We start from the raw sequence: 17,759 nt of genomic DNA, 5'->3' as shown, positions 1-17,759 counted from the left end.
CGGGACGCCGAGCGTCCGCTAACCTACCGGCCAGTAAGAAGCTTGTCCGTCAGCTTCCGCCCGACGTTGCGAGGTACTCGTGGACTCCACCGCCTCCCGTACGCCCGACCGCGCCGCCGCTCTCGCCGCCGACCGGTCCGCACTCCAGCTTGCCGGACTTCTGGCCGTGGCGGGGGCCGCGCACTTTGCCGTGCCGAAGCCCTTCGACGCGATCGTGCCGCGCGGGCTGCCCGGCAGCCCGCGGACCTGGACCCATTTGAGCGGCGCGGCCGAACTCGCTGTCGCCGCGGCGCTCGCCGTGCCACGCACCCGGCGCGTCGGCGGCTGGCTGGCGGCGGGGCTGTTTCTCGCGGTGCTCCCCGCCAACGTGCAGATGGCAGTGGACTGGCAGCGCCGCTCACCGGCGCTGCGCGCCGCGGCTTGGGCGCGGGTGCCGTTGCAGGTCCCGCTCGTGATGCGGTCCCTGCGGGCGGCCCGGGGGGCGACGGGCGCGAAGACCTCCTCAGCGCCTCAGTAGTCCGAAGTACCGACCAGGGTGCGGTCCGTACCTGGTGGCCCGGCGGTGCGTGGGGCGGGCCACCCGCTGCGGTCGCAAACCGCAGGACCGTCGGGACCAAGCGGCTCCCGTCCGCAGAGGCGGGGGAGACGCTGGGCCTGGCATGCGCATTGCTGGAATATTCCCGTGCCCAGGCTCACTCCGGTCCCTATACTCTCGGTACGCGTCCGGCCCGAACTGGCCCGTGCGTCCTACGTGTTCCGAGTTCAGATGTGAGGGGAGGCCGACAGTGCGTACCGCCATCGCTGTCGTCTCCCCCTGGGCACGGTTCGACGTGATCCTCGTGTCTTCGTGAGCCCGGTGCCCGCCGCGCGGCCGGCACTGGAGATCCCGGTCGAAGACCGTCGCTGACCCCTGCCCTGCCGCGCCGTGACTTGTCGCGGCCCGGCGCAGGCGTGCGCCCCGCAGGCTTCGTCCGCCCATCGCGCTGCCTCTCACCACTCACGACACACGTAGAAGGGCCTCAAGGCCGTGCGTACCGACCTCACATTCCGCGCGCTCCAAGCCGTCCGCAACCTGGGCATCCTCGCCCACGTCGATGCCGGGAAGACCACCGTGACGGAGCGCATCCTGTTCCTGACCGGTGCCGTCCACAAGCGGGGCGAGGTGCACGAGGGCACCACCGTCACCGACTTCGACTCCCAGGAACGCGACCGGGGCATCACCATCTTCGCGGCGGCGGTCAGTTGCGACTGGGACGGACACCGCATCAACCTCATCGACACCCCGGGACACGTGGACTTCGCCGACGAGGTGACCCGCTCGCTGCGCGTCCTCGACGGCGCGGTGGCCGTCTTCGACGCCGTCGCCGGCGTCGAACCGCAGAGCGAAGCCGTGTGGCGAGAGGCCGACAAGCACCAGGTCGCACGCCTGGCATTCGTCAACAAGATGGACCGCGCGGGCGCCGACCTCGACACGGCGGTTACGTCGATCCGGGAACGGCTGGGCACCACACCCCTGGTGGTGCAGTTGCCGATCGGCCGCGAGGAGGGGTTCGAGGGCGTCGTCGACCTGGTCCGGATGCGGGCCGTGGTGTGGCCCCCGGACACGGACGCGTACGAGGAACGCCCCGTGCCCGAGGACTTGCGCGCCGAGGCCCTGCGACGCCGCCGGGCGCTGGAGGAGGCAGTCGCCGAACTGCATCCGCGGGCGCTGGAGGAGTACTGCACGGTCGGAGCGATCGCGGAGACAACACTGCGTACGGCGCTGCGCGAACTGACCGGCACAGGCACTGGTGAGGCCGTGGTGGTGCTGTGCGGTTCGGCGTACCGCAACCGTGGCATCGAGCCGTTGCTGGAGGCAGTGGTGGCGTACCTGCCCTCGCCGGCGGACGTGCCCGCCGTGCTCGGCACGATCGACGGAACCGAAGAGGAGCGTCCCGCCGATCCGGCCGCGCCCCTGGCCGCGCTGGCCTTCAAGGTGCACGCGGCGCCCACCGGCCGGATGACGTACCTGCGAATCTATTCCGGCGTCCTGCGAAAGGGGGACACGGTGCTGGACACGGGAGCCCAGCGCACCGAACGGGTCGGCCGGATCCTGCGGGTGCAGGCCGACCGGCACACCGAGACGGACCTGGCCGTGGCCGGGGACATCGTCGCCGTGATCGGTCCGAAGTCGGCGCGTGCCGGTACGACGTTGTGCGCCCCCTCGGCGCCGATCGTGCTGGAACCGCCGGGCACGGCCGACCCGGTGGTGTCGGTGGCCGTCGAGGCCCGACGCGGCCAGGACACCGACCGGCTGGCCTCGGCGCTGGCCAGGCTGGCGGAGGAGGATCCGTCGTTGGTGGTGCGTACCGATCCGGAGACCGGCCAGACGCTGCTGTCGGGCCTGGGTGAACTGCACCTGGAGGTGGCGGTGGAGAAACTGCGCCGCGACCGGGGCCTGGAGGTCTCGGTCGGCCGCCCGCAGGTGTCGTACCGGGAGACCGTGGTCCGCGGGGTGACGGGTCTGCTGTACCGGCACGTCAAGCAGGACGGCGGCGCCGGGCAGTTCGCCCATGTGGTGCTGGACGTGGAGCCGTTGGACTCTGCGGACGGCGAGGCCGGCTTCGTGTTCCGTTCGACGGTGGTCGGTGGCCGGGTCCCGCGGGAGTTCGCCCGCGCGGTCGAGGCCGGTTGCCGGGACGCGCTGACGGAGGGTCCGCTGGGCGGTCATCCGGTGACCGGAGTGCGGGTCACGCTCACCGACGGAGCCACGCACACCAAGGACTCCTCGGAACTCGCGTTCCGTGCCGCCGGCCGGCTCGGACTGCGGGAAGCCCTGCGGGCCTGCGTGCTGCGGCTGCTGGAGCCGGTAGCCGAGGTGACGGTGACCGTGCCGGAGGACTGCGTGGGGGCGGTCCTGGGCGATCTGGCAGCGCGCCGCGGACGGGTGTCGGCGTCGGCGACGCGCGGCGGTACGGCAGTGGTGACGGCAACGGTGCCGCTGGCCGAACTCTTCGGCTACGCCTCCCGCCTGCGCGGACGCACCCAGGGCCGGGGCACGTTCACCACCCGCCCGGCGGGCTACGCGGAGGTTCCACAGGGCCTGACGGCGGCGGGGGTGAGGGGACGGTATTGACATCCTCTCCCCCCTTGAAGGGGGGAGATTCCCGCCTACCGCGCCGTTGAAGCCTGCGGGTCGAGTGGGTTCCTGCTTCACTGCGCGGTGCGGGCACGGGTGCCCGTCTTACCTGCGCTCCACAGGCTGACACGGCCAGTCCGGCCGCCTTGGCGACGTTGACCGCCGCGTTGAGGTCCCGGTCGAGGACGGCCCCGCAGGCACTACAGGTCCACACACGGACGTTAAGGTGCTTGGGGCCGTCTTGACACCGCACGCCGAGCACACCTGAGACGTGGGCTCGAAGCGGCCGATCCGGATGAAGGTCCGCCCGTACCGGGCAGCCTTGTATTCCAGCATGCTCACGAACGCCGACCATCCGGCGTCGTGCACGGACTTGGCCAGGCGCGTGCGCGCGAGTCCCTTCACCGCCAGGTCCTCAACGGCGACCGCTTGGTTCTCGCGGATCAGCTTCGTGGAGAGCTGGTGGTGGAACTCGCGGCGCGCGTCGGCCACCTTCGCGTGAGCGCGGGCGACCGTCAACCGGGCCTTGTTCCGGTTGCTGGAACCCCTTTGTTTGCGGGTGAGGGCGCGCTGTGCCTTCTTCAGACGCTTCTCGGCCCGGCGCAAAAAGCGCGGGCTGTCGACTTTCGTCCCGTCCGACAGCACCGCGAAGTGCCCAAGGCCCAGATCGATGCCCAGCTCGGGCGTGACCTCGGGCAGGACTTCCTCAGGGCCGCTCTCCACGACGAAACTCGCGAAGTACCGGCCCGCCGAGTCCTTGAGCACCGTCACCGTGGACGGCGTCGACGGCAGCGTGCGCGACCACTTCACCTTCAGGTCGCCGATCTTCGGCAGACGCAGCTTCCCGCCCGGCGTGATCGACCAGCGGGCGTTCGCCGTGAAGCGGACGGCCTGCCGGCTGTCCTTACGCGACTTGAACCGGGGCGCACCCATGCGGGGGCGTTTGCCCTTCAGTCCGTCGAAGAAGTTCCGGTATGCGGTGTCCAGGTCCCGCAGAGACTGCTGAAGGACGACCGCCGACACCTCACCCAGCCACGCCCGCTCCGGGGTGTTCTTCGCCTCGGTGATCAGCGCCTTGGACAGGTCGCCGGTCTTCGGGAACGGCATGCCCTCGCTGCGGGCCCTCTCCCGAGCGCGCAGCGCGTCGTTGTAGACCACCCTCGCATACCCGAACGCCCTCGCCAACGCGATGCGCTGACCGGCGCCCGGATACAAGCGGAAGCTGTACCGTAGCTGCACGCGAATCACGATACAGACTGGCTCGTCACGGCATCTTCCGCATGCACGTCCACTTGGTCTTTGTGACGAGTACCGACACAGCGTCTTCGCCGACCGGCACCTGACGCGCTGCGAGCAGATCATGCGCGCCGTGTGCGAGGACTTCGAGGCCGAACTGGTCGAGTTCAACGGCGAGGCCAACCATGTCCACCTCCTCGTGAACTTCCCGCCGAAGGTCGCCGTGTCCAGGCTGGTGAACTCCCCTCAAGCCGTGTCCTCGCGCAGGCTCCGCCAGGAGTTCCCCGGCCTCGTCCACCACTACTGGCGGGCACAGCGCCTGTGGTCCGGCTCGTACTTCGCCGGGTCACTCGGCGGCGCCCCGCTCAGCATCGTCAAACAGTACATCGAGCAGCAGAACCGCCCGCTCTGACCGGGCTGAGGCGAACAGTACGGATCCGCGCCCACCGCTTAGGGCCTGTGTGATGTTGTGATCAATTAATCGCCTTCAGCAGGTCGTTGATCCAGATCATGGAGGCGCGGAGGTGGAGGCCGGCGAGGTAGCTCTCGGGTGTCTTGTCGTATCGAGTTGCGATACCCCGCCAGGCTTTCAGCTTGTTGATCAGGCGCTCGACGGTGTTCCGTTCCTTGTAGAGATCGGCGTCGTGGCGTGTGGGCCGGCCGCCGCGACTGCCCTTCTTCTTCCTGTTGGCGGCCTGGTCCTTCTTCTCAGGGATGACTGCCTTGATGTTGCGTTTGCGCAGGTAAGAGCGGTTGGCGCGCGATGAGTAGGCCTAATGGGAAGCGAAGGTCGGCGGTAGCTGACCTTCAGGGGCGCGAGCCGAGCCTTTGAGTATGCCCGGGCCTGAGAGCCCTGTTGACAAGACGAGGCTGGCTCGCGCCCGGCAGTGTGGGCACGAAGTGCTCAAGACTGCGTGCAGATCCGTCTGCGCGGTTATCGAAGTGGTCCGGTGGGAGCATGGGGGTCCGTCTGCGACTTACGGGCGGTTTGCTGTTCGTTGTCCGAGCCGGTTGTGCGGATCACCTCTCAGTTCTGTCTTGAGCTTTCAGCTCTGACGCGGACCGAGGGCCGTATGACTCACTGGGGTTGCGAACGGCTGGTGGGATGACGTGCCTTGAGCACTTCCATTAGGGAGCACGCGCACCCTGCACAGGCTCTGACCTGGGAAGAGAGTCGTCACGAAGGAGGGCCGGATGGAGATTACCGGGTTATCGACACCAGTGTTCTGTGGGGTGGACTGGGCCGAAGACCACCACGACATTGCATTGGTCGATGCGGGCGGAAAGCAACTCGCCAAGGTGCGGATCAGCGACGATGCTGCAGGGTTTGCCCAGCTCATGGCCCTGTTGGCCGAGCATGGCGACAGTGAGGACGCCCAGATCCCAGTGGCGATCGAGACATCACGCGGACTGCTTGTCGCGTGCCTGCGGGCCAGCGGCCGACCGGTCTTCGCGATCAACCCGCTGGCCGTCGCCCGCTACCGTGACCGCCACTCTGTCGCCCGCAAGAAGTCGGACGCCGTCGACGCCGCTGCCCTGGCCAACATCCTGCGAACCGACATGGCGGCCCACCGACCGCTGCCGGCGGACTCCGAACTCGTCCAGGCCATCGCCGTGCTCGCCCGGGCCCAGCAGGACGCCGTCTGGGCCCGCGGCCAGGCGCACAACAAGCTTCGGTCCCAGCTCAGAGAGTTCTACCCAGCGATCCTCGACGCCTTCGCCCCGCACAAGCACGGCCTGTGTTCAAGGGAAGCCCGCAGCATCCTGCGAGTCGGGTCCGTAGCCGCCCAGGCGGGCATCGGCTGCCCACCAGGTCTCGGTGTGCCCGTCGCGGAAGTGACGCTCCACGGCCGTCCAGTCGCCTGGGTGTCTGGCATCGCGCCAGGTCAGGGCGTGGGCGGCTTCGATGGGGGTGTGCGGCTGGTCGGCGCGGGCCCAGGTGCCGCGGTGCGGCTTGAGCGCGACCACGTAGGCCAGGCCGGCCTCGCGCAGTGCGAGGTACCAGTCGTCGCTGACGGAGTAGGCGCAGTCGGCGACCACGGCCCGGCAGGCGAAGCCCGCCTCCTTCCCGCGGGTCGCGAGAGCGGCGGACAGCTGGGGTTTCGTGCGGAAGGCGGGATCGGACCGGCCGCGGGCGAAGTGGTGGGCAGGGGTGTAGGGATGCGCGTGCAGCGGGTAGTAGACGCGGCCGTCGGTCCACACCGTGGTCACCGTGACGATGCCGTTGTCGGTCTTGCCCAGTCGGCCCAGCCACTGGCGGCCCACATGCGCGGTCGCTCGGCCGTCCTTGCGGTCCCCGGAGTCGTCGATCACGATGACCCCGCCGTCGTGCGGAGCCGTCGCCGGCTGCTCGCGCAGCAGTTCAAGCCGCCGGTCGTTGATCTGCTCGGCCTCCCACGGGGACTCGGACAGGAAGAACTGCAGCCGCTGCACCCCCGGCATTCCCGCACCGGCCACCGGCTCCGCCCCGGCCAGGCAGGTGATCGTCTTGTTCCGCTCCCGCGGCGCCAGCAGCCCGGTCAGATACTCACGAAACCCCCGCCGCTGGGCCAGGCTGAAGAAGAGGTCGTCGAACCGAGCCGCGTAGTCCTCCAACGGTCCCGGCGCGGGCGGACACGGACGGCGAGCAGTCATCTTCAGCCCCCAGCCAGGCAGTTGGCTCATACCACCGGCCTACGACCAACCCGACCCGTCGTCAATCCCCACCACCGACCGGTTCTAACGAACTACTGATACTGACTTCGGCTCCTTGCCGATGCACATCCCTGCGGCGTCGTGGTGGGCGCGGGTGGTCGTGGAGTCCACGCTGACCAGGGACAAGTCCGTCTGGCCCTGGCGGGCGGCCTCGGCGATCACACCTTCCAGCAGCGCGGTGAAGACGCCGGCGTCCCTCCACGCCCGGAAGCGGCCGTAGACCGTCGGCCACGGGCCGAACTCGCCTGGCATCTCCCGCCACTGGCTGCTGGTGCGGAACCGCCAGATCATCCCCTCGAACTGCTCACGCAGCCGCTCGGGATACGGGCCGTAATCGCCTATCGGCAGGAACGGCTCGATCAACTTCCATTGTCTGTCGGTGAGTTGCCTTCGCGTCACGATCGTCTTCCTACCGGATCCGCCTTTCAGGCGGATCCGGATCGGCAAGGTTGATCACGACGTCACACAGGCCCTAGGTCAGAGCAGTTCTCAGATTCGCTTCATCACCGGGCTGAAGCCCGGTGCACTGCGAATAGACCCGGTAGCGCGGCGATGAGCCGGCCTCGCACTCCGAGGGGTGCGGGGTCGGTTCGTCCCCCCTGCCGTGAACACAGACCGGGGCGGTTCGACCGAACCATGGGCGGCCCGGATCCCCCGGGAACCGGGTCGCTTCGTGGGCACACCCCGATTTAACCGCGCTTTGAGGCGTCCGGCCCGAGCCGCACGGCCGAGGCGCTGGGCGGCGGTACGTCTCCCGGTCTGACAAGTCCTGTCTCGTACGCGAGAACGACGGCCTGGGCGCGGTCGCGGAGGGTGAGCTTGGCGAAGATCCGGGCCACGTGGGACTTCACTGTGGCTTCGCTCAGGGTCAGCTCGGCCGCGAGTTCCGCGTTGGACAGCCCCCGGCCCAGCAGGATCAGGACCTCCCGTTCGCGCGGGGTCAGGGCCGTGAGTCGTGCGTGCTGGGTGGGAATTTGAGGGGGTCGGGAGGCGTCGTGTCGATGTTCGTCTTCGGTATCCCAACCATGGTCTTCCGCGGCATCCCCTGCCTCGCGGCCTCCGGCAAAACGCTCCACCAGGCGGCGGGTTATCGACGGAGCGAGCAGGGCGTCGCCGGTGTCGACCAGGCGTATGGCCGCTGCCAGGTGTTGCGGAGTGACGTCCTTGAGGAGGAAGCCGCTGGCTCCGAGCGCCAGTGCCCGGTACACGTAGCGGTCCAGGTCGAAGGTGGTCAGCATGAGGACACGGCAGTCGGGGGTGTGGTCCAGGATGAGGCGGGTTGCCTCCAGGCCGTCCATGTTCGGCATGCGGATGTCCATCAGCACGACGTCCGGCCGAAGACGGCGAGCCGCTGTGACCGCTTCGGCCCCGTCGGCCGCCTCACCCACGACGTCGATTCCGCGTGCGGTGAGGATCAATCGGAAGCCGGTCCTGATCAGTGTCTGGTCATCGGCGATGAGCACCCGGGGCGCCCGCTCGGGTGGGGTCGGTGTCATGGGCGGTCCAAGGGGATGCGGGCACGGACCCGGTAGCCGCCGCCGAGACGACGGCGGGCGTCCAGGTCTCCGCCGTACACCGCGACTCGTTCCCGCAGGCCCAGCAGCCCGCGACCGGGTCCTTCGCGGTGCAGCGGGACGGGGCGGGCCGGCGCGGGCCGCGTGGGGGCGCCGGCGGTCAGCACGCTGGGGCCGGTGTTGAGCACCTCGACCCGCAGGTTGTTGTCCGCGTAGCGCACGGTGACTTCGGCCTTGCCGCCGTCGCCGTGTTTGAGCGCGTTGGTCAGCGCCTCCTGGACGATGCGGTACGCGGTCAGTTCGATTCCTCGGGGTAGGGGGCGCGGTTCGCCAAGGATACGCACCTCGACGGGCAGCCCGGCGAACGAGACCCGGTCCACCAGGGGGCTGAGCCGGTCGAGGCCGGGCTGCGGTGTCAATTCGCTCATGTCGCCGTTGCCATCGCCGTCGCCCGCCTCGGTTCCCGGTGCCTGGTCGAGATCCTCGCCGTTCGGGGACGGTGCCAGCACTCCCAGCAGGTGCCGCAGGTCGGTCATCGCGCCACGGCCCGCATCCTGCACGGCGCGCAGGGCCATCTCTGCCTCGTCCGGCATCGTGCCCATCACCTCACGTGCCGCACTGGCCTGGACCACCATCAGGCTGACGTTGTGGCTGACGATGTCGTGCAACTCCCGGGCGATACGGTCGCGTTCGGCGGCGACCGCGGCGCGCGCGGCGCTCGCCCGTTCCCGCTCCACGAGCCAGCCGCGCTCTCCCACGGCCGCCTGCCAGCGGCGCCGCGTCCGCACCAGTGCCACAGTCAGCCCTACGACGGCCACGCACGCCAACCCAAGCGCGACGGCCAGCGCAACCTCCAGCGCAGCCGGATCCCTGTCCCACACGATGTTCACTGTCGCAGACCGCTTGCGGGGTCCGCATCCGCCTGTGGGCTGGGGATGCTGCATCTGCGGGATGAGGAGACACCCAATGTGCCATCCGGGGGCGGATGTTCGTGTTGCCGCGCCGACGTAGCGTCCTGTTCATGGTCAACGAGGACAGCAGGGCAGAGGCCGTCGTACGACTCGACGGTGTGCGCAAGGAGTACGGGGAGACGACCGCTCTGGACGGGGTGTCCCTGGAGATAAAGGCAGGGGAGGCGGTCGCCGTGATGGGGCCTTCGGGCTGCGGCAAGTCCACCCTGCTCAACATGATCGCCGGCCTGGACCGGCCGACGGCCGGGACGGTCGTCGTACGCGGCGAGGATGTGGGGGAACTGAGCGAGAAGGGCCTCGCCCTGTACCGGCGCCGCCATATCGGCATGATCTTCCAGTTCTTCAACCTCATCGACGACCTGTCGGCGCTCGACAACGTCGCCCTCGCCGCCCAGTTGACCGGCACCCCCGCCCGTCAGGCGCGCCGCCGCGCACTGGAGTTGTTCGAGGAGCTGGAGATCGCCGACCGGGCCCGCGCCTACCCGGCGGTGCTCAGCGGCGGCGAGCGGCAACGCGTGGCCGTGGCCCGGGCGTTGATGAACCGGCCCGCACTGCTGCTGGCCGACGAACCGACCGGCGCTCTGGACAGCCGTGCCGGCGAACAGGTCATGGACCTGCTGCTCGACCTCAACCAGATCGGCCAGACGCTGATCCTCGTGACGCACGACGAACGTCTCGCGCGACGTTGCGCGAGTCGGCTCGTCCTGCTCGCGGACGGCCGGGTGGCCGGCGAGCACACCCTGGAGCCGGCCGCATGAGGGCGGTGTGGCGGACCGCGCGTGCGGCCGTACGACGGCGCAGGCTCCAGACCCTGGTCATCGGCCTGGTCACCTTGGTCTCCACCGTTGCGATGGTGCTCGCGCTCGGCCTGGTCGACGCCGCCTCCGCACCGTTCGACAAGGCGTTCGCCAAGCAACGCGGGCCCCATGTCGTCGCCGTGTTCGACCCCGCTGCGGTCTCGGACGCACGGCTGGCGCGGGCAGCACGGCAGCCGGATGTGGAGGCCGCCGCCGGGCCGTTCCGGCAGGCGACGGTGGAACTGCCGCGCGACGCAATGAACTTGGGCCTGGGCAGCAACCTCACGATCGTGGGCCGTCCCGACCCCGGCGGCCCGGTCGGCCAAGTGGACCTCTGGGCCGGGCGCTGGGCCACCGGGCGGGGCGAGGTCGTCGTCAACCGGCAGTCGGACTGGACCGACGACGACCTGGGCAAGCGGATCGAGGTTCCGTCGGGCCCGGACCTCACCATCGTCGGGTTCGGCTTCGACCTCAGTGGTACGGCGGACGCCTGGGTCGCGCCCGCCCAGATGACGGCCCTGCGCCCTTCGGCCACCCAGATGCTCTTCCGCTTCGAGGACGCCTCATCGGACAACCGTCTGCGGGCCCAGTTGGCCACCGTGACCGACAGCCTGCCGAAGGACGCGCTGACCGGATCCCGGTCACATCTCGCCCTCAAGGCCCAAATCGGCGGTTCGGCCCGCGCCTACGCACCTTACCTGCTGGCCTTCGGGCTGCTCGGCATCCTTGTGTCGGTGCTCATCGTCGCCAACGTGGTCAGCGGCGCCGTCATCTCCGGCTTCCGGCACATAGGCGTTCTCAAGGCACTCGGATTCACGCCGGGCCAGGTGCTCGCCGTCTATCTCACGATGATCTGCGTCCCCGCGATCCTCGGCTGCGCGCTCGGCACCGTGATCGGCAACCTGGTGGCGGGACTGTTCTTCGACTTCGTGTTCACGGGGCCCGAGGCGGGGGTGTTCCACGGCGATGTCGGCATCGCGCCTTGGGTGAACGCGCTCGCCCTGCTCGGCATGCCGGTCGTCTGTCTCCTGGCCGCGCTCGCCCCGGGGCTGCGCGCCCACCGGCTCTCCGCGGCACGCGCGATCAGCGCGGGCGGCGCCCCGAGCGCCGGGCGGGCGCTGGGCATCCAACGCCGCTTGGCGGGCAGTGGGTTGCTGCCTCGATCGGTGAGCCTCGGCGTGGGGCTGCCGTTCGCGAGGCCGGGACGCAGCGCGCTCACCCTGGCCGCCGTGGTCCTGGGAGTGACGACCGTGACGTTCGCCACCGGCCTGGCCACGACGATGACCAGGTTCGGCGACGCGGGCCGGGACGCCTACCAGGTCACGGTCTACGCGAGCAATCACAAGAATGGCAAGGAGATCACGCCGGATCACTCCGACCTCGAACTCCATGCACTGCTGCGTTCCCTGCCCGCCGCGATCGAGGTCACAGCGCGCGCGAACGCCGAAGTGCGCATGACCGGCACCGACCAGGAAGTGTGGTTCGAGGGCCGCCGTGGCGACGAGATCCGGCTGGGCGGCGTCCTCACCGACGGCCGCTGGATGCGCCACACCGGCGAGGTCGTGGCCTCGTCGGCCTTCCTGCGCCACCACGACCTGCGCGTCGGCGACCGCGTCCGGCTGGAGAAGGGCGAGCGTCGGCAGACGCTGACGGTCGTGGGCGCGATCATGGACAGCAACGCCCAACTGCTCGCCACCAATTGGTCCACTCTGACCAGGCTCGCCCCGCAGGAAGAGCCCATCGCCTACCACGTCAAGCTCCGCGAGGGCGCCGACCCGGCCGCATACGCGCGCGCCGCCAGAGCCGCGGACCCCGGCATCAGCCCCGCCCCGGCGGGCCCCAACACCGTCACCCAGACCATCGTCGGCTCCGCGACGGCGCTCACCCTGATGCTCACCGTGGTCGCCGCCCTCGGCGTCTTCAACACGGTGGTTCTCAACACCCAGGACCGGCGACGCGACTTGGGCATGCTCAAGTCCATCGGCATGACTCCACGTCAGGTCATCGTCATGACGATGACGTCGATGGCGGTGCTCGGCGCGATCGGTTCGCTCGTCGGCATCCCTCTGGGTATGGCCGGTCACCACTCGGTCGTCCCGCGGATGGCGGACGCCGTGGACATCGACCTGCCCTCCTACATGATGGACGTCTGGCAGCTCCCGGCCCTCGCCGCCCTGGCACTGGCCGGCCTGGCGACAGCGCTCCTCGGGGCCTTCATTCCGGCACGACGCGCGGCACGGCTGACGATCGCGCAGGTCCTGCACAACGAGTGAGGCACCGCAGGTGACCCTGAACGCGCCTCGCCTGACGGCACCGGTCCGGTCGTCGCGGGCGCGGCGGGCTCGTCACTCGCGCGCAATGCACTGAGCGCGGAAAGGGACCTGAGCTAGTTAGTACTGCAACGGTGCTCGCCGTTGCAGTACTCGGGTCCGTCTTCAAACGGATCTTGCCCAGATCAGGAACGATGCGAGGGTGACCGCCGCTTCGTAGGAAGTGGCGGTCTTTTCGTATCTCGTGGCGATCCCGCGGAAGCCCTTGAGCCGGTTGAAGCAGCGCTCGATCATGTTGCGCCGCTGGTAGGTCTCCCGGTCGAATCCTGGCGGCCGGCCGCCGTGGCCACCACGCCTGAGCCGGTGCCGTCGCTGGTCGGTCTTTTCGGGGATGGTGTGCGCAATGCCGCGTTTTCGCAGGTAGGCGCGGAAGCCTCGGGAGCCGTAGGCCTTGTCTGCGATGACCTGGTCGGGCCTGCAGCGCGGCCGGCCCGGGCCGGTGCGGGGAACACGGATCCGTTCCAGCAGAGGGCGTGCGCAGACACTGTCGTGGCGCTGGCCGGGCGTCACCAGGATCGCGAGCGGGCGTCCTTTGCCGTCGCAGGCGAGGTGGACTTTGGTGGTCAGTCCGCCTCGGGATCGGCCCAGGGCGTGATCGTCCGGTTCGTCCTGCCGGTGCTGCCCCCTTTCCGGCCGGTAGCGGCGGCATGCTGGTGAGCGCGGACGATGGTGGAGTCGATCTGCACCAGCCAGTCGATGTCTCCGGCCGCGTCGGCACGGGCTTGGATCTGTTGCAGGGCCCGTGTGAACACTCCGGCGAGGGCGTAGCGGCGGAAGCGGGTGTACACGGTCTTCCACGGCCCGTCGCGTTCCGGCAGGTCACGCCAGGAGATCCCGGTGCGGATCTTGTAGACCATCCCGTTGATGACCTGGCGGTCCTCCACGCGAGGCCGCCCCGTGGCGGCCCGGGGAATCAGCGGAGCGAGTAACTCCCACTCCAGGTCAGTGAGTTCATGACGACGTACCACGACACCATGATCCACCAACCAGATGATCTTTGAAGACGGACCCTAGTGCTTATGGGCTGTGGCCTCGTCGTTTGTAGTGGCAGATGCGGGCCTGGTGTTGGCGTCGTCGGCGCCAGGTCGGCCAGTGCAAACCTTCTCCAGCCAATGGGTAAGTTCTCGCTGTCCTGAACGGCGCGGCCGGCGACGCTGACAAGGCGAAACTCACCGAGCGGCAGCAGAGTGAGTTCATGAACGCGTGGGCGGTGTGGGCTCAGAAGAACGAGCACGCCCTGATCGATCCGGGGCGCCACTCTTTCGCAAGAAGTTGGTGACGGCCCAGTGGTCGAGGACTTCACTGGTGCGAAGACCGGATACGCGATCGTGGTGGCCGAGACCACGAAGACGCGGCGCGGCTCTTCAGCGACCACGCTCATATCGCTTTGATGCCAGGGAACTCGATCGAGGTCCTCGAGTGCCCGCCTGTCCCGTCCTGAGTGCTGCTTCTTCGATCATCTTCGTGGCCGGATGAGGATGGCGGCGAGGTGGAGCGCTGCCTGTGAGCGAGGGCGAGTTTGTCCGTGCGCATGGCCAGACCTCGCCACTGCTTGAGCCGACTGATGCAGTGGTGGCCGACGTGGTCGGAGGGCTGAGGGATGACCGCACGGGTCCTGCCCCGCCGGATGTGGTCCCGGATCGCGCGGGATGCTGTCTGGAACAAGCCAAGCTCGTCCGGCAGGTCCCTCCAGGGCGAGCCGGTGCGGTACTGCCAGGCAACTGGTCACTGGGGCGGATCGGTGTGCGCTTGCAGGCGCTGCCAGCAGCGTTGGATGTGCTGTTCGGCGTCGCGTACGGCGGCCTCGGCAGCACCCTTCGGCGGGGTGATGACTGGCGATGCAGCCTCGCTGGGGTGTCGGGGCCCACGGCGTCCCGGGCGGGGCGCGTAGGTGGTGCGTCGGCGCCCACCGTGCAGGAACGCGGCCCGGGTGATCAGGATCAGGGCGATGACGGCGGCGGCCGTCACCGCGGTAGCCGCGTGCTGATCGGACATGACGGTGATCTTTCGTATGGTGTCGGACCGGGGTGGGGGACCGGTCGGCTGCTATCGACCGGTCCCCGGTGGTGGTGTATCTCGGCCGGGTCAAGTCCCGGTGACATGGCGGGTGTTAGCGGCACCGGCGCGTTCGACGGCCGATTTGACCCCGGCGAAGAGTGCGCCCTGCCTGCCTGTTTGAACAGCGCACCCGTGAGTGAGCCGCTGACCGCGCCGGTTGTCGAAGCCTTTACAACCTCATCCCTTACGGCGGCACAGCAGCCACAGCACGACACCGGCGCCCGCGGCTGCCAGCACCAGGCTGCGGTTGTCCCGCGCGATCTGGGACCCCTGGACTGCCTGGGCCCGCACCGGCTCAGGTGTCTTCTCCTGTATCAGCTGACCGGCCTGGGCTGCCTTCGCACGGGCCTGCCCGGCGGCCTGGACAGCCTTGTCCTTGACCGGCTCGGGCAGCTTGTCCTGCACCCGGGACGCGGCCTCGGCGGCCTTCGCTTTCAGCTCCCCGGCCTTGAGCGCCGCCTGCTCCTTCAGCTCCCCGGCCTTGGCGGCAGCCTGCTCCTTGGCCTCGGCGGCCTTCTCCTGGGCGCGGGCCTTGACGTCGGTCTTGGCCGCGAGCGCCTCCACGGTCCGGCCGAGTTCCTGGCGGGTCTTCTCGACCTGCTCGCGCAGCTCGTCCGGGCCGGCGGCGGTGGGTTCGTCGTGAGGCGGCTGGGTCATCGCTTGGCACTCTCCTTGATCTCGGCCACGTCGGCCTTCACGTTCTGAAGCGTCTGTTCGGGCATGGGGGGCGCGGCCTGGCTGACCTGCTTCTTCCCGGTCAGCGCCATCACCGCGGCGATCGCACCGAGAACGACGGTGACGATGAGGGCAGCGGCCCACACCGGCAGCGGTACCGCCAGCGCGGCGATCGCGGTGGCCACCAGCGCCTGGAGCATCAGGAATCCGACGAGGCCGGCGCCACCGAAGAGACCACCGCCCTTGCCGTACCGTTTGCCCTTCTCCTTCATCTCCGCCTGTGCCAGGCGCAGTTCGCCGCGCACCAGCTCGGTCAGCTGCTGCGATGCGCGCTGCACCAGTTCTCCCACCGGCTCCGAACCTGTCGTCGCCTGCTGACCGGATCCGCTGGGCGGCTGGATACTCGACATGGCGATCACCTCCCGTCGCACGATTGCTTCTCGGCCCGTCGGGCGCTGCGGCACGCCCGCTCGGTGAACCCGCGGGTACCCCGAACACGGCAGTTCAGGGCGGCCACGTGCCGGCGGTTTGTCACCTACGTCGCGATACCGGTCGTACGGAGGAGACGTGAGGAGCGGGATCGTGCCTCTGCCCGGTGCCGACCCCCTTGTGGCCGGGCAGAACGCGGCGCGGCGGCTGGGGCAACACCACCCAGTGCCAGGGCCTTGTTCGGCATCGGTCGGCGGTTACGGGTTAGACACGCGTGCGTCTGGCTGGTTGTGAGGGGCAGGTGCGGCCTGGGTGCGTCGCGGCGGCGGCCCGTGCGGCTTGACGTGTGTGCCCGTTGGTTGGGGCCGGCGGGCACACACGAGTTGGCCTGCCCGAGACGGATCCGGGCGGGCCGACGCTCTGCGCGTACGCGGCTGGCAGCGAGACCTACATGCCGCGGCGGGGCGCTCCTCGGCCGCCGCTGGCGACCGTTCATGCATGCAAGTCCGGCTTCTGGGCCTCCGTCTCGTTGCGCGGCTCGGTGCGGTGGTCGAAATACGCCCACGCGAAGATCCCGAGCAGCGCCACCGTGCCCATGGTGAGGTATTGCACCACCGTCGGTGTGTTCCGGGTGAGCAAGCCGGCGAGTCCCGCCGCCAGCCCGCCGCCCAGCATCACCATGCGGCTGAGGAAGTACTGGCCCGGATCGATCCCTTCGCGTTCGGAGAACAGACCCTCCGCCGCAGCCTTGGCGGGGCGTGCGGCACCCCTGCGCTTCTTCGACCGGTACTCCAGCCCGTACCCGATCAGCAGGTAGATCGCCAGGATCGCGGCGATCCACGCCCAGTCGGACGGATCATCCGTACTACCGCGCGCCAGTGAACTCTTCAGCTCCGGGCTCATCCAAGCCTCCTTTCCATGTGAGGCCGGATGCCCTGCCCAAGCAGTGGCATGCGCATGAACTCCGCCGCAGTGAAAGGGGTTTGACCCGTGGCGTCGTCGATCACGTGTCGGCGTGAGGGCTCTTGTTGATGGGGCGGCGGGGCATCAGGGTGGCGAGTGCCCAGTTCAGCTGTGCTTCGCAGCATGCCGGAATGCTGTGCCGAGAAGGCAAGGGACCGCCCCGAGTCCGCTCGGTGTGAGCGGAGTCGGGGCGGCTTCCCGGCGATCTCGTTCGTCCGTCTGGCGGTCAGGCCGCCAGGGATTCCGCGGCGGCGAACTTTTCCACGAACTCCCCTGCACGTCGGTCGAAATCGGCGTACTGCGCCTCACGTTCAGCACCCGCGACCGCTTCGCCGATCAGGATGTTCCCTTCGGCGTCGATGTGCTGCGGGCGCTCCTCGGCGTCGGTGAGCAGACCGACGGTGGAATGGGAGAAGCCGCAGTAGTAGGCGATTCCTTCGCTCAGGTTCGTCTCGAGGACGGTTTGCATTCCTTCCACGATCGGGTCGTCGGCGGAGGCGCCGGCGAGGCCGAGCCACAGCATGCGCTTGCCGGCCAGGCGGGGCTTGCTGCGGCCGTAGGCGAACCCGTAGTTCCATACGCGGTCGATCCAGCCCTTGAGGATGGCCGGCACGCTCTGCCAGTACACGGGGAACACGGCCACGATGACATCGGCGTCAAGGATGCGCTGCATATGGGCGTGCACTTCGTCCGAGTACGCCTTTTCCCTGTCACCCCAGTCCGGCTGGTCGGAGGTGTTCATCCGTGGATCGAATCCCTCGGCGTGCAGGTCGAGCAGGTCGATGCGGTATCCGGCGGCCTCCAGCCGGGCGGCGGCACGACGGGCCGTGTGCGCGGTCAGGGAATCGGAGCGGTGGTGTGCCACGACCACGAGGGCTGTCCTGGCATGGCCGGCGTGCTGCGTCACGGTGTCTCCCGGGTCTCGGTCGATTCGATGTCTCCAGTACAGCCGCGGTGCCGTAGATGATCCATGG

At 69.2% G+C, this 17,759-nt stretch carries 12 protein-coding genes and 7 pseudogenes; 6 read left to right on the top strand and 13 right to left on the bottom strand.

Going from position 1 to position 17,759, the window contains the following annotated elements; translation table 11 throughout:
• The first annotated feature begins 79 nt into the window (after positions 1 to 79).
• Positions 80 to 517: a DoxX family protein gene (locus ACWD11_RS23640; protein ID WP_451285286.1), complete on the top strand. Its 438-nt coding sequence runs from the start codon at positions 80 to 82 to the stop codon at positions 515 to 517.
• Between the two features lie 510 nt (positions 518 to 1,027).
• Entirely contained in the window at positions 1,028 to 3,115 is a 2,088-nt protein-coding gene (gene fusA / locus ACWD11_RS23635) for an elongation factor G (RefSeq protein WP_451285284.1), read from the top strand.
• On the opposite strand, the pseudogene ACWD11_RS23630 reads toward fusA, so the two are convergent.
• Positions 3,042 to 4,357, bottom strand: a pseudogene (locus tag ACWD11_RS23630) (RNA-guided endonuclease InsQ/TnpB family protein). The gene fusA and the pseudogene ACWD11_RS23630 sit on opposite strands and share 74 nt — an antisense overlap.
• 41 nt (positions 4,358 to 4,398) lie before the next feature.
• Between ACWD11_RS23630 and tnpA the strand changes: the two are divergent.
• Positions 4,399 to 4,766 (top strand): annotated as a pseudogene (tnpA, locus tag ACWD11_RS23625) (IS200/IS605 family transposase).
• Positions 4,767 to 4,827: 61 nt separating this feature from the next.
• Here the strand turns inward: tnpA and ACWD11_RS23620 are convergent.
• Positions 4,828 to 5,241, bottom strand: a pseudogene (locus tag ACWD11_RS23620) (transposase); the annotation flags it as partial.
• A gap of 307 nt (positions 5,242 to 5,548) precedes the next feature.
• On the opposite strand from ACWD11_RS23620, the pseudogene ACWD11_RS23615 reads away from it, so the two are divergent.
• Positions 5,549 to 6,148 (top strand): annotated as a pseudogene (locus ACWD11_RS23615) (IS110 family transposase); the annotation flags it as partial.
• Here the strand turns inward: ACWD11_RS23615 and ACWD11_RS23610 are convergent.
• The 4 genes and pseudogenes from ACWD11_RS23610 to ACWD11_RS23595 all read right to left on the bottom strand — a co-directional run.
• A pseudogene (locus ACWD11_RS23610) lies at positions 6,122 to 6,988 on the bottom strand (IS701 family transposase); the annotation flags it as partial. The pseudogenes ACWD11_RS23615 and ACWD11_RS23610 overlap by 27 nt on opposite strands.
• Positions 6,989 to 7,102: 114 nt before the next feature.
• Positions 7,103 to 7,447: pseudogene (locus ACWD11_RS23605) on the bottom strand (transposase); the annotation flags it as partial.
• Positions 7,448 to 7,737: 290 nt separating this feature from the next.
• Positions 7,738 to 8,544, bottom strand: a complete 807-nt coding sequence (locus ACWD11_RS23600) for a response regulator (protein ID WP_451285282.1) — start codon at positions 8,542 to 8,544, stop codon at positions 7,738 to 7,740.
• Complete coding sequence (locus ACWD11_RS23595) at positions 8,541 to 9,452, bottom strand: sensor histidine kinase (protein WP_451285280.1); 912 nt, start codon at positions 9,450 to 9,452, stop codon at positions 8,541 to 8,543. The genes ACWD11_RS23600 and ACWD11_RS23595 overlap by 4 nt, the downstream gene beginning before the upstream one ends.
• Before the next feature lie 131 nt (positions 9,453 to 9,583).
• On the opposite strand from ACWD11_RS23595, the gene ACWD11_RS23590 reads away from it, so the two are divergent.
• Together ACWD11_RS23590 and ACWD11_RS23585 are read left to right on the top strand one after the other, a co-directional pair.
• Complete coding sequence (locus ACWD11_RS23590) at positions 9,584 to 10,291, top strand: ABC transporter ATP-binding protein (RefSeq protein WP_451285278.1); 708 nt, start codon at positions 9,584 to 9,586, stop codon at positions 10,289 to 10,291.
• Positions 10,288 to 12,603 (top strand): FtsX-like permease family protein, encoded by a 2,316-nt coding sequence (locus ACWD11_RS23585; protein ID WP_451285276.1) that lies wholly within the window; start codon positions 10,288 to 10,290, stop codon positions 12,601 to 12,603. Before ACWD11_RS23590 ends, ACWD11_RS23585 begins: the two co-directional genes overlap by 4 nt.
• 162 nt (positions 12,604 to 12,765) lie before the next feature.
• Here the strand turns inward: ACWD11_RS23585 and ACWD11_RS23580 are convergent.
• The 7 genes and pseudogenes from ACWD11_RS23580 to ACWD11_RS23550 form a co-directional block, all read right to left on the bottom strand.
• Positions 12,766 to 13,628 (bottom strand): IS5 family transposase gene (locus ACWD11_RS23580; protein WP_451285525.1). Its coding sequence is split into 2 segments (ribosomal slippage): positions 12,766 to 13,269 and positions 13,272 to 13,628, totalling 861 coding nucleotides; the frame shifts between segments, so codons are not numbered across the junction.
• A gap of 488 nt (positions 13,629 to 14,116) precedes the next feature.
• Positions 14,117 to 14,229 (bottom strand): annotated as a pseudogene (locus ACWD11_RS23575) (IS5/IS1182 family transposase); the annotation flags it as partial.
• Between the two features lie 156 nt (positions 14,230 to 14,385).
• Complete coding sequence (locus ACWD11_RS23570; RefSeq protein ID WP_451285274.1) at positions 14,386 to 14,655, bottom strand: hypothetical protein; 270 nt, start codon at positions 14,653 to 14,655, stop codon at positions 14,386 to 14,388.
• A 240-nt stretch (positions 14,656 to 14,895) separates the two neighbouring features.
• Complete coding sequence (locus ACWD11_RS23565) at positions 14,896 to 15,375, bottom strand: DUF3618 domain-containing protein (protein ID WP_389420437.1); 480 nt, start codon at positions 15,373 to 15,375, stop codon at positions 14,896 to 14,898.
• The gene (locus tag ACWD11_RS23560) at positions 15,372 to 15,803 is read right to left on the bottom strand and encodes a phage holin family protein (RefSeq protein ID WP_389420475.1); all 432 of its coding nucleotides are present in this window, start codon (positions 15,801 to 15,803) and stop codon (positions 15,372 to 15,374) included. Before ACWD11_RS23560 ends, ACWD11_RS23565 begins: the two co-directional genes overlap by 4 nt.
• 511 nt (positions 15,804 to 16,314) lie before the next feature.
• Positions 16,315 to 16,725 carry a hypothetical protein gene (locus tag ACWD11_RS23555; protein WP_389420438.1) on the bottom strand — a complete coding sequence of 137 codons (411 nt, stop codon included), beginning with the start codon at positions 16,723 to 16,725 and terminating at the stop codon, positions 16,315 to 16,317.
• Between the two features lie 286 nt (positions 16,726 to 17,011).
• Positions 17,012 to 17,692 carry an NAD(P)H oxidoreductase gene (locus tag ACWD11_RS23550; RefSeq protein ID WP_389420439.1) on the bottom strand — a complete coding sequence of 227 codons (681 nt, stop codon included), beginning with the start codon at positions 17,690 to 17,692 and terminating at the stop codon, positions 17,012 to 17,014.
• Positions 17,693 to 17,759 lie beyond the last annotated feature (67 nt).

It is taken from the genome of Streptomyces sp. NPDC002776 (genome assembly GCF_053592195.1).
This window is presented reverse-complemented; position numbering and strand designations above follow the sequence as displayed.

Coding starts and splice junctions, on each gene's coding strand:
- ACWD11_RS23565 (WP_389420437.1), bottom strand. CDS start 15,375: ATGACCCAGCCGCCTCACGACGAACCCACCGCCGCCGGCCCGGACGAG.
- ACWD11_RS23570 (WP_451285274.1), bottom strand. CDS start 14,655: ATGTCCGATCAGCACGCGGCTACCGCGGTGACGGCCGCCGCCGTCATC.
- ACWD11_RS23555 (WP_389420438.1), bottom strand. CDS start 16,725: ATGAGCCCGGAGCTGAAGAGTTCACTGGCGCGCGGTAGTACGGATGAT.
- ACWD11_RS23600 (WP_451285282.1), bottom strand. CDS start 8,544: ATGACACCGACCCCACCCGAGCGGGCGCCCCGGGTGCTCATCGCCGAT.
- ACWD11_RS23590 (WP_451285278.1), top strand. CDS start 9,584: ATGGTCAACGAGGACAGCAGGGCAGAGGCCGTCGTACGACTCGACGGT.
- ACWD11_RS23560 (WP_389420475.1), bottom strand. CDS start 15,803: ATGTCGAGTATCCAGCCGCCCAGCGGATCCGGTCAGCAGGCGACGACA.
- ACWD11_RS23585 (WP_451285276.1), top strand. CDS start 10,288: ATGAGGGCGGTGTGGCGGACCGCGCGTGCGGCCGTACGACGGCGCAGG.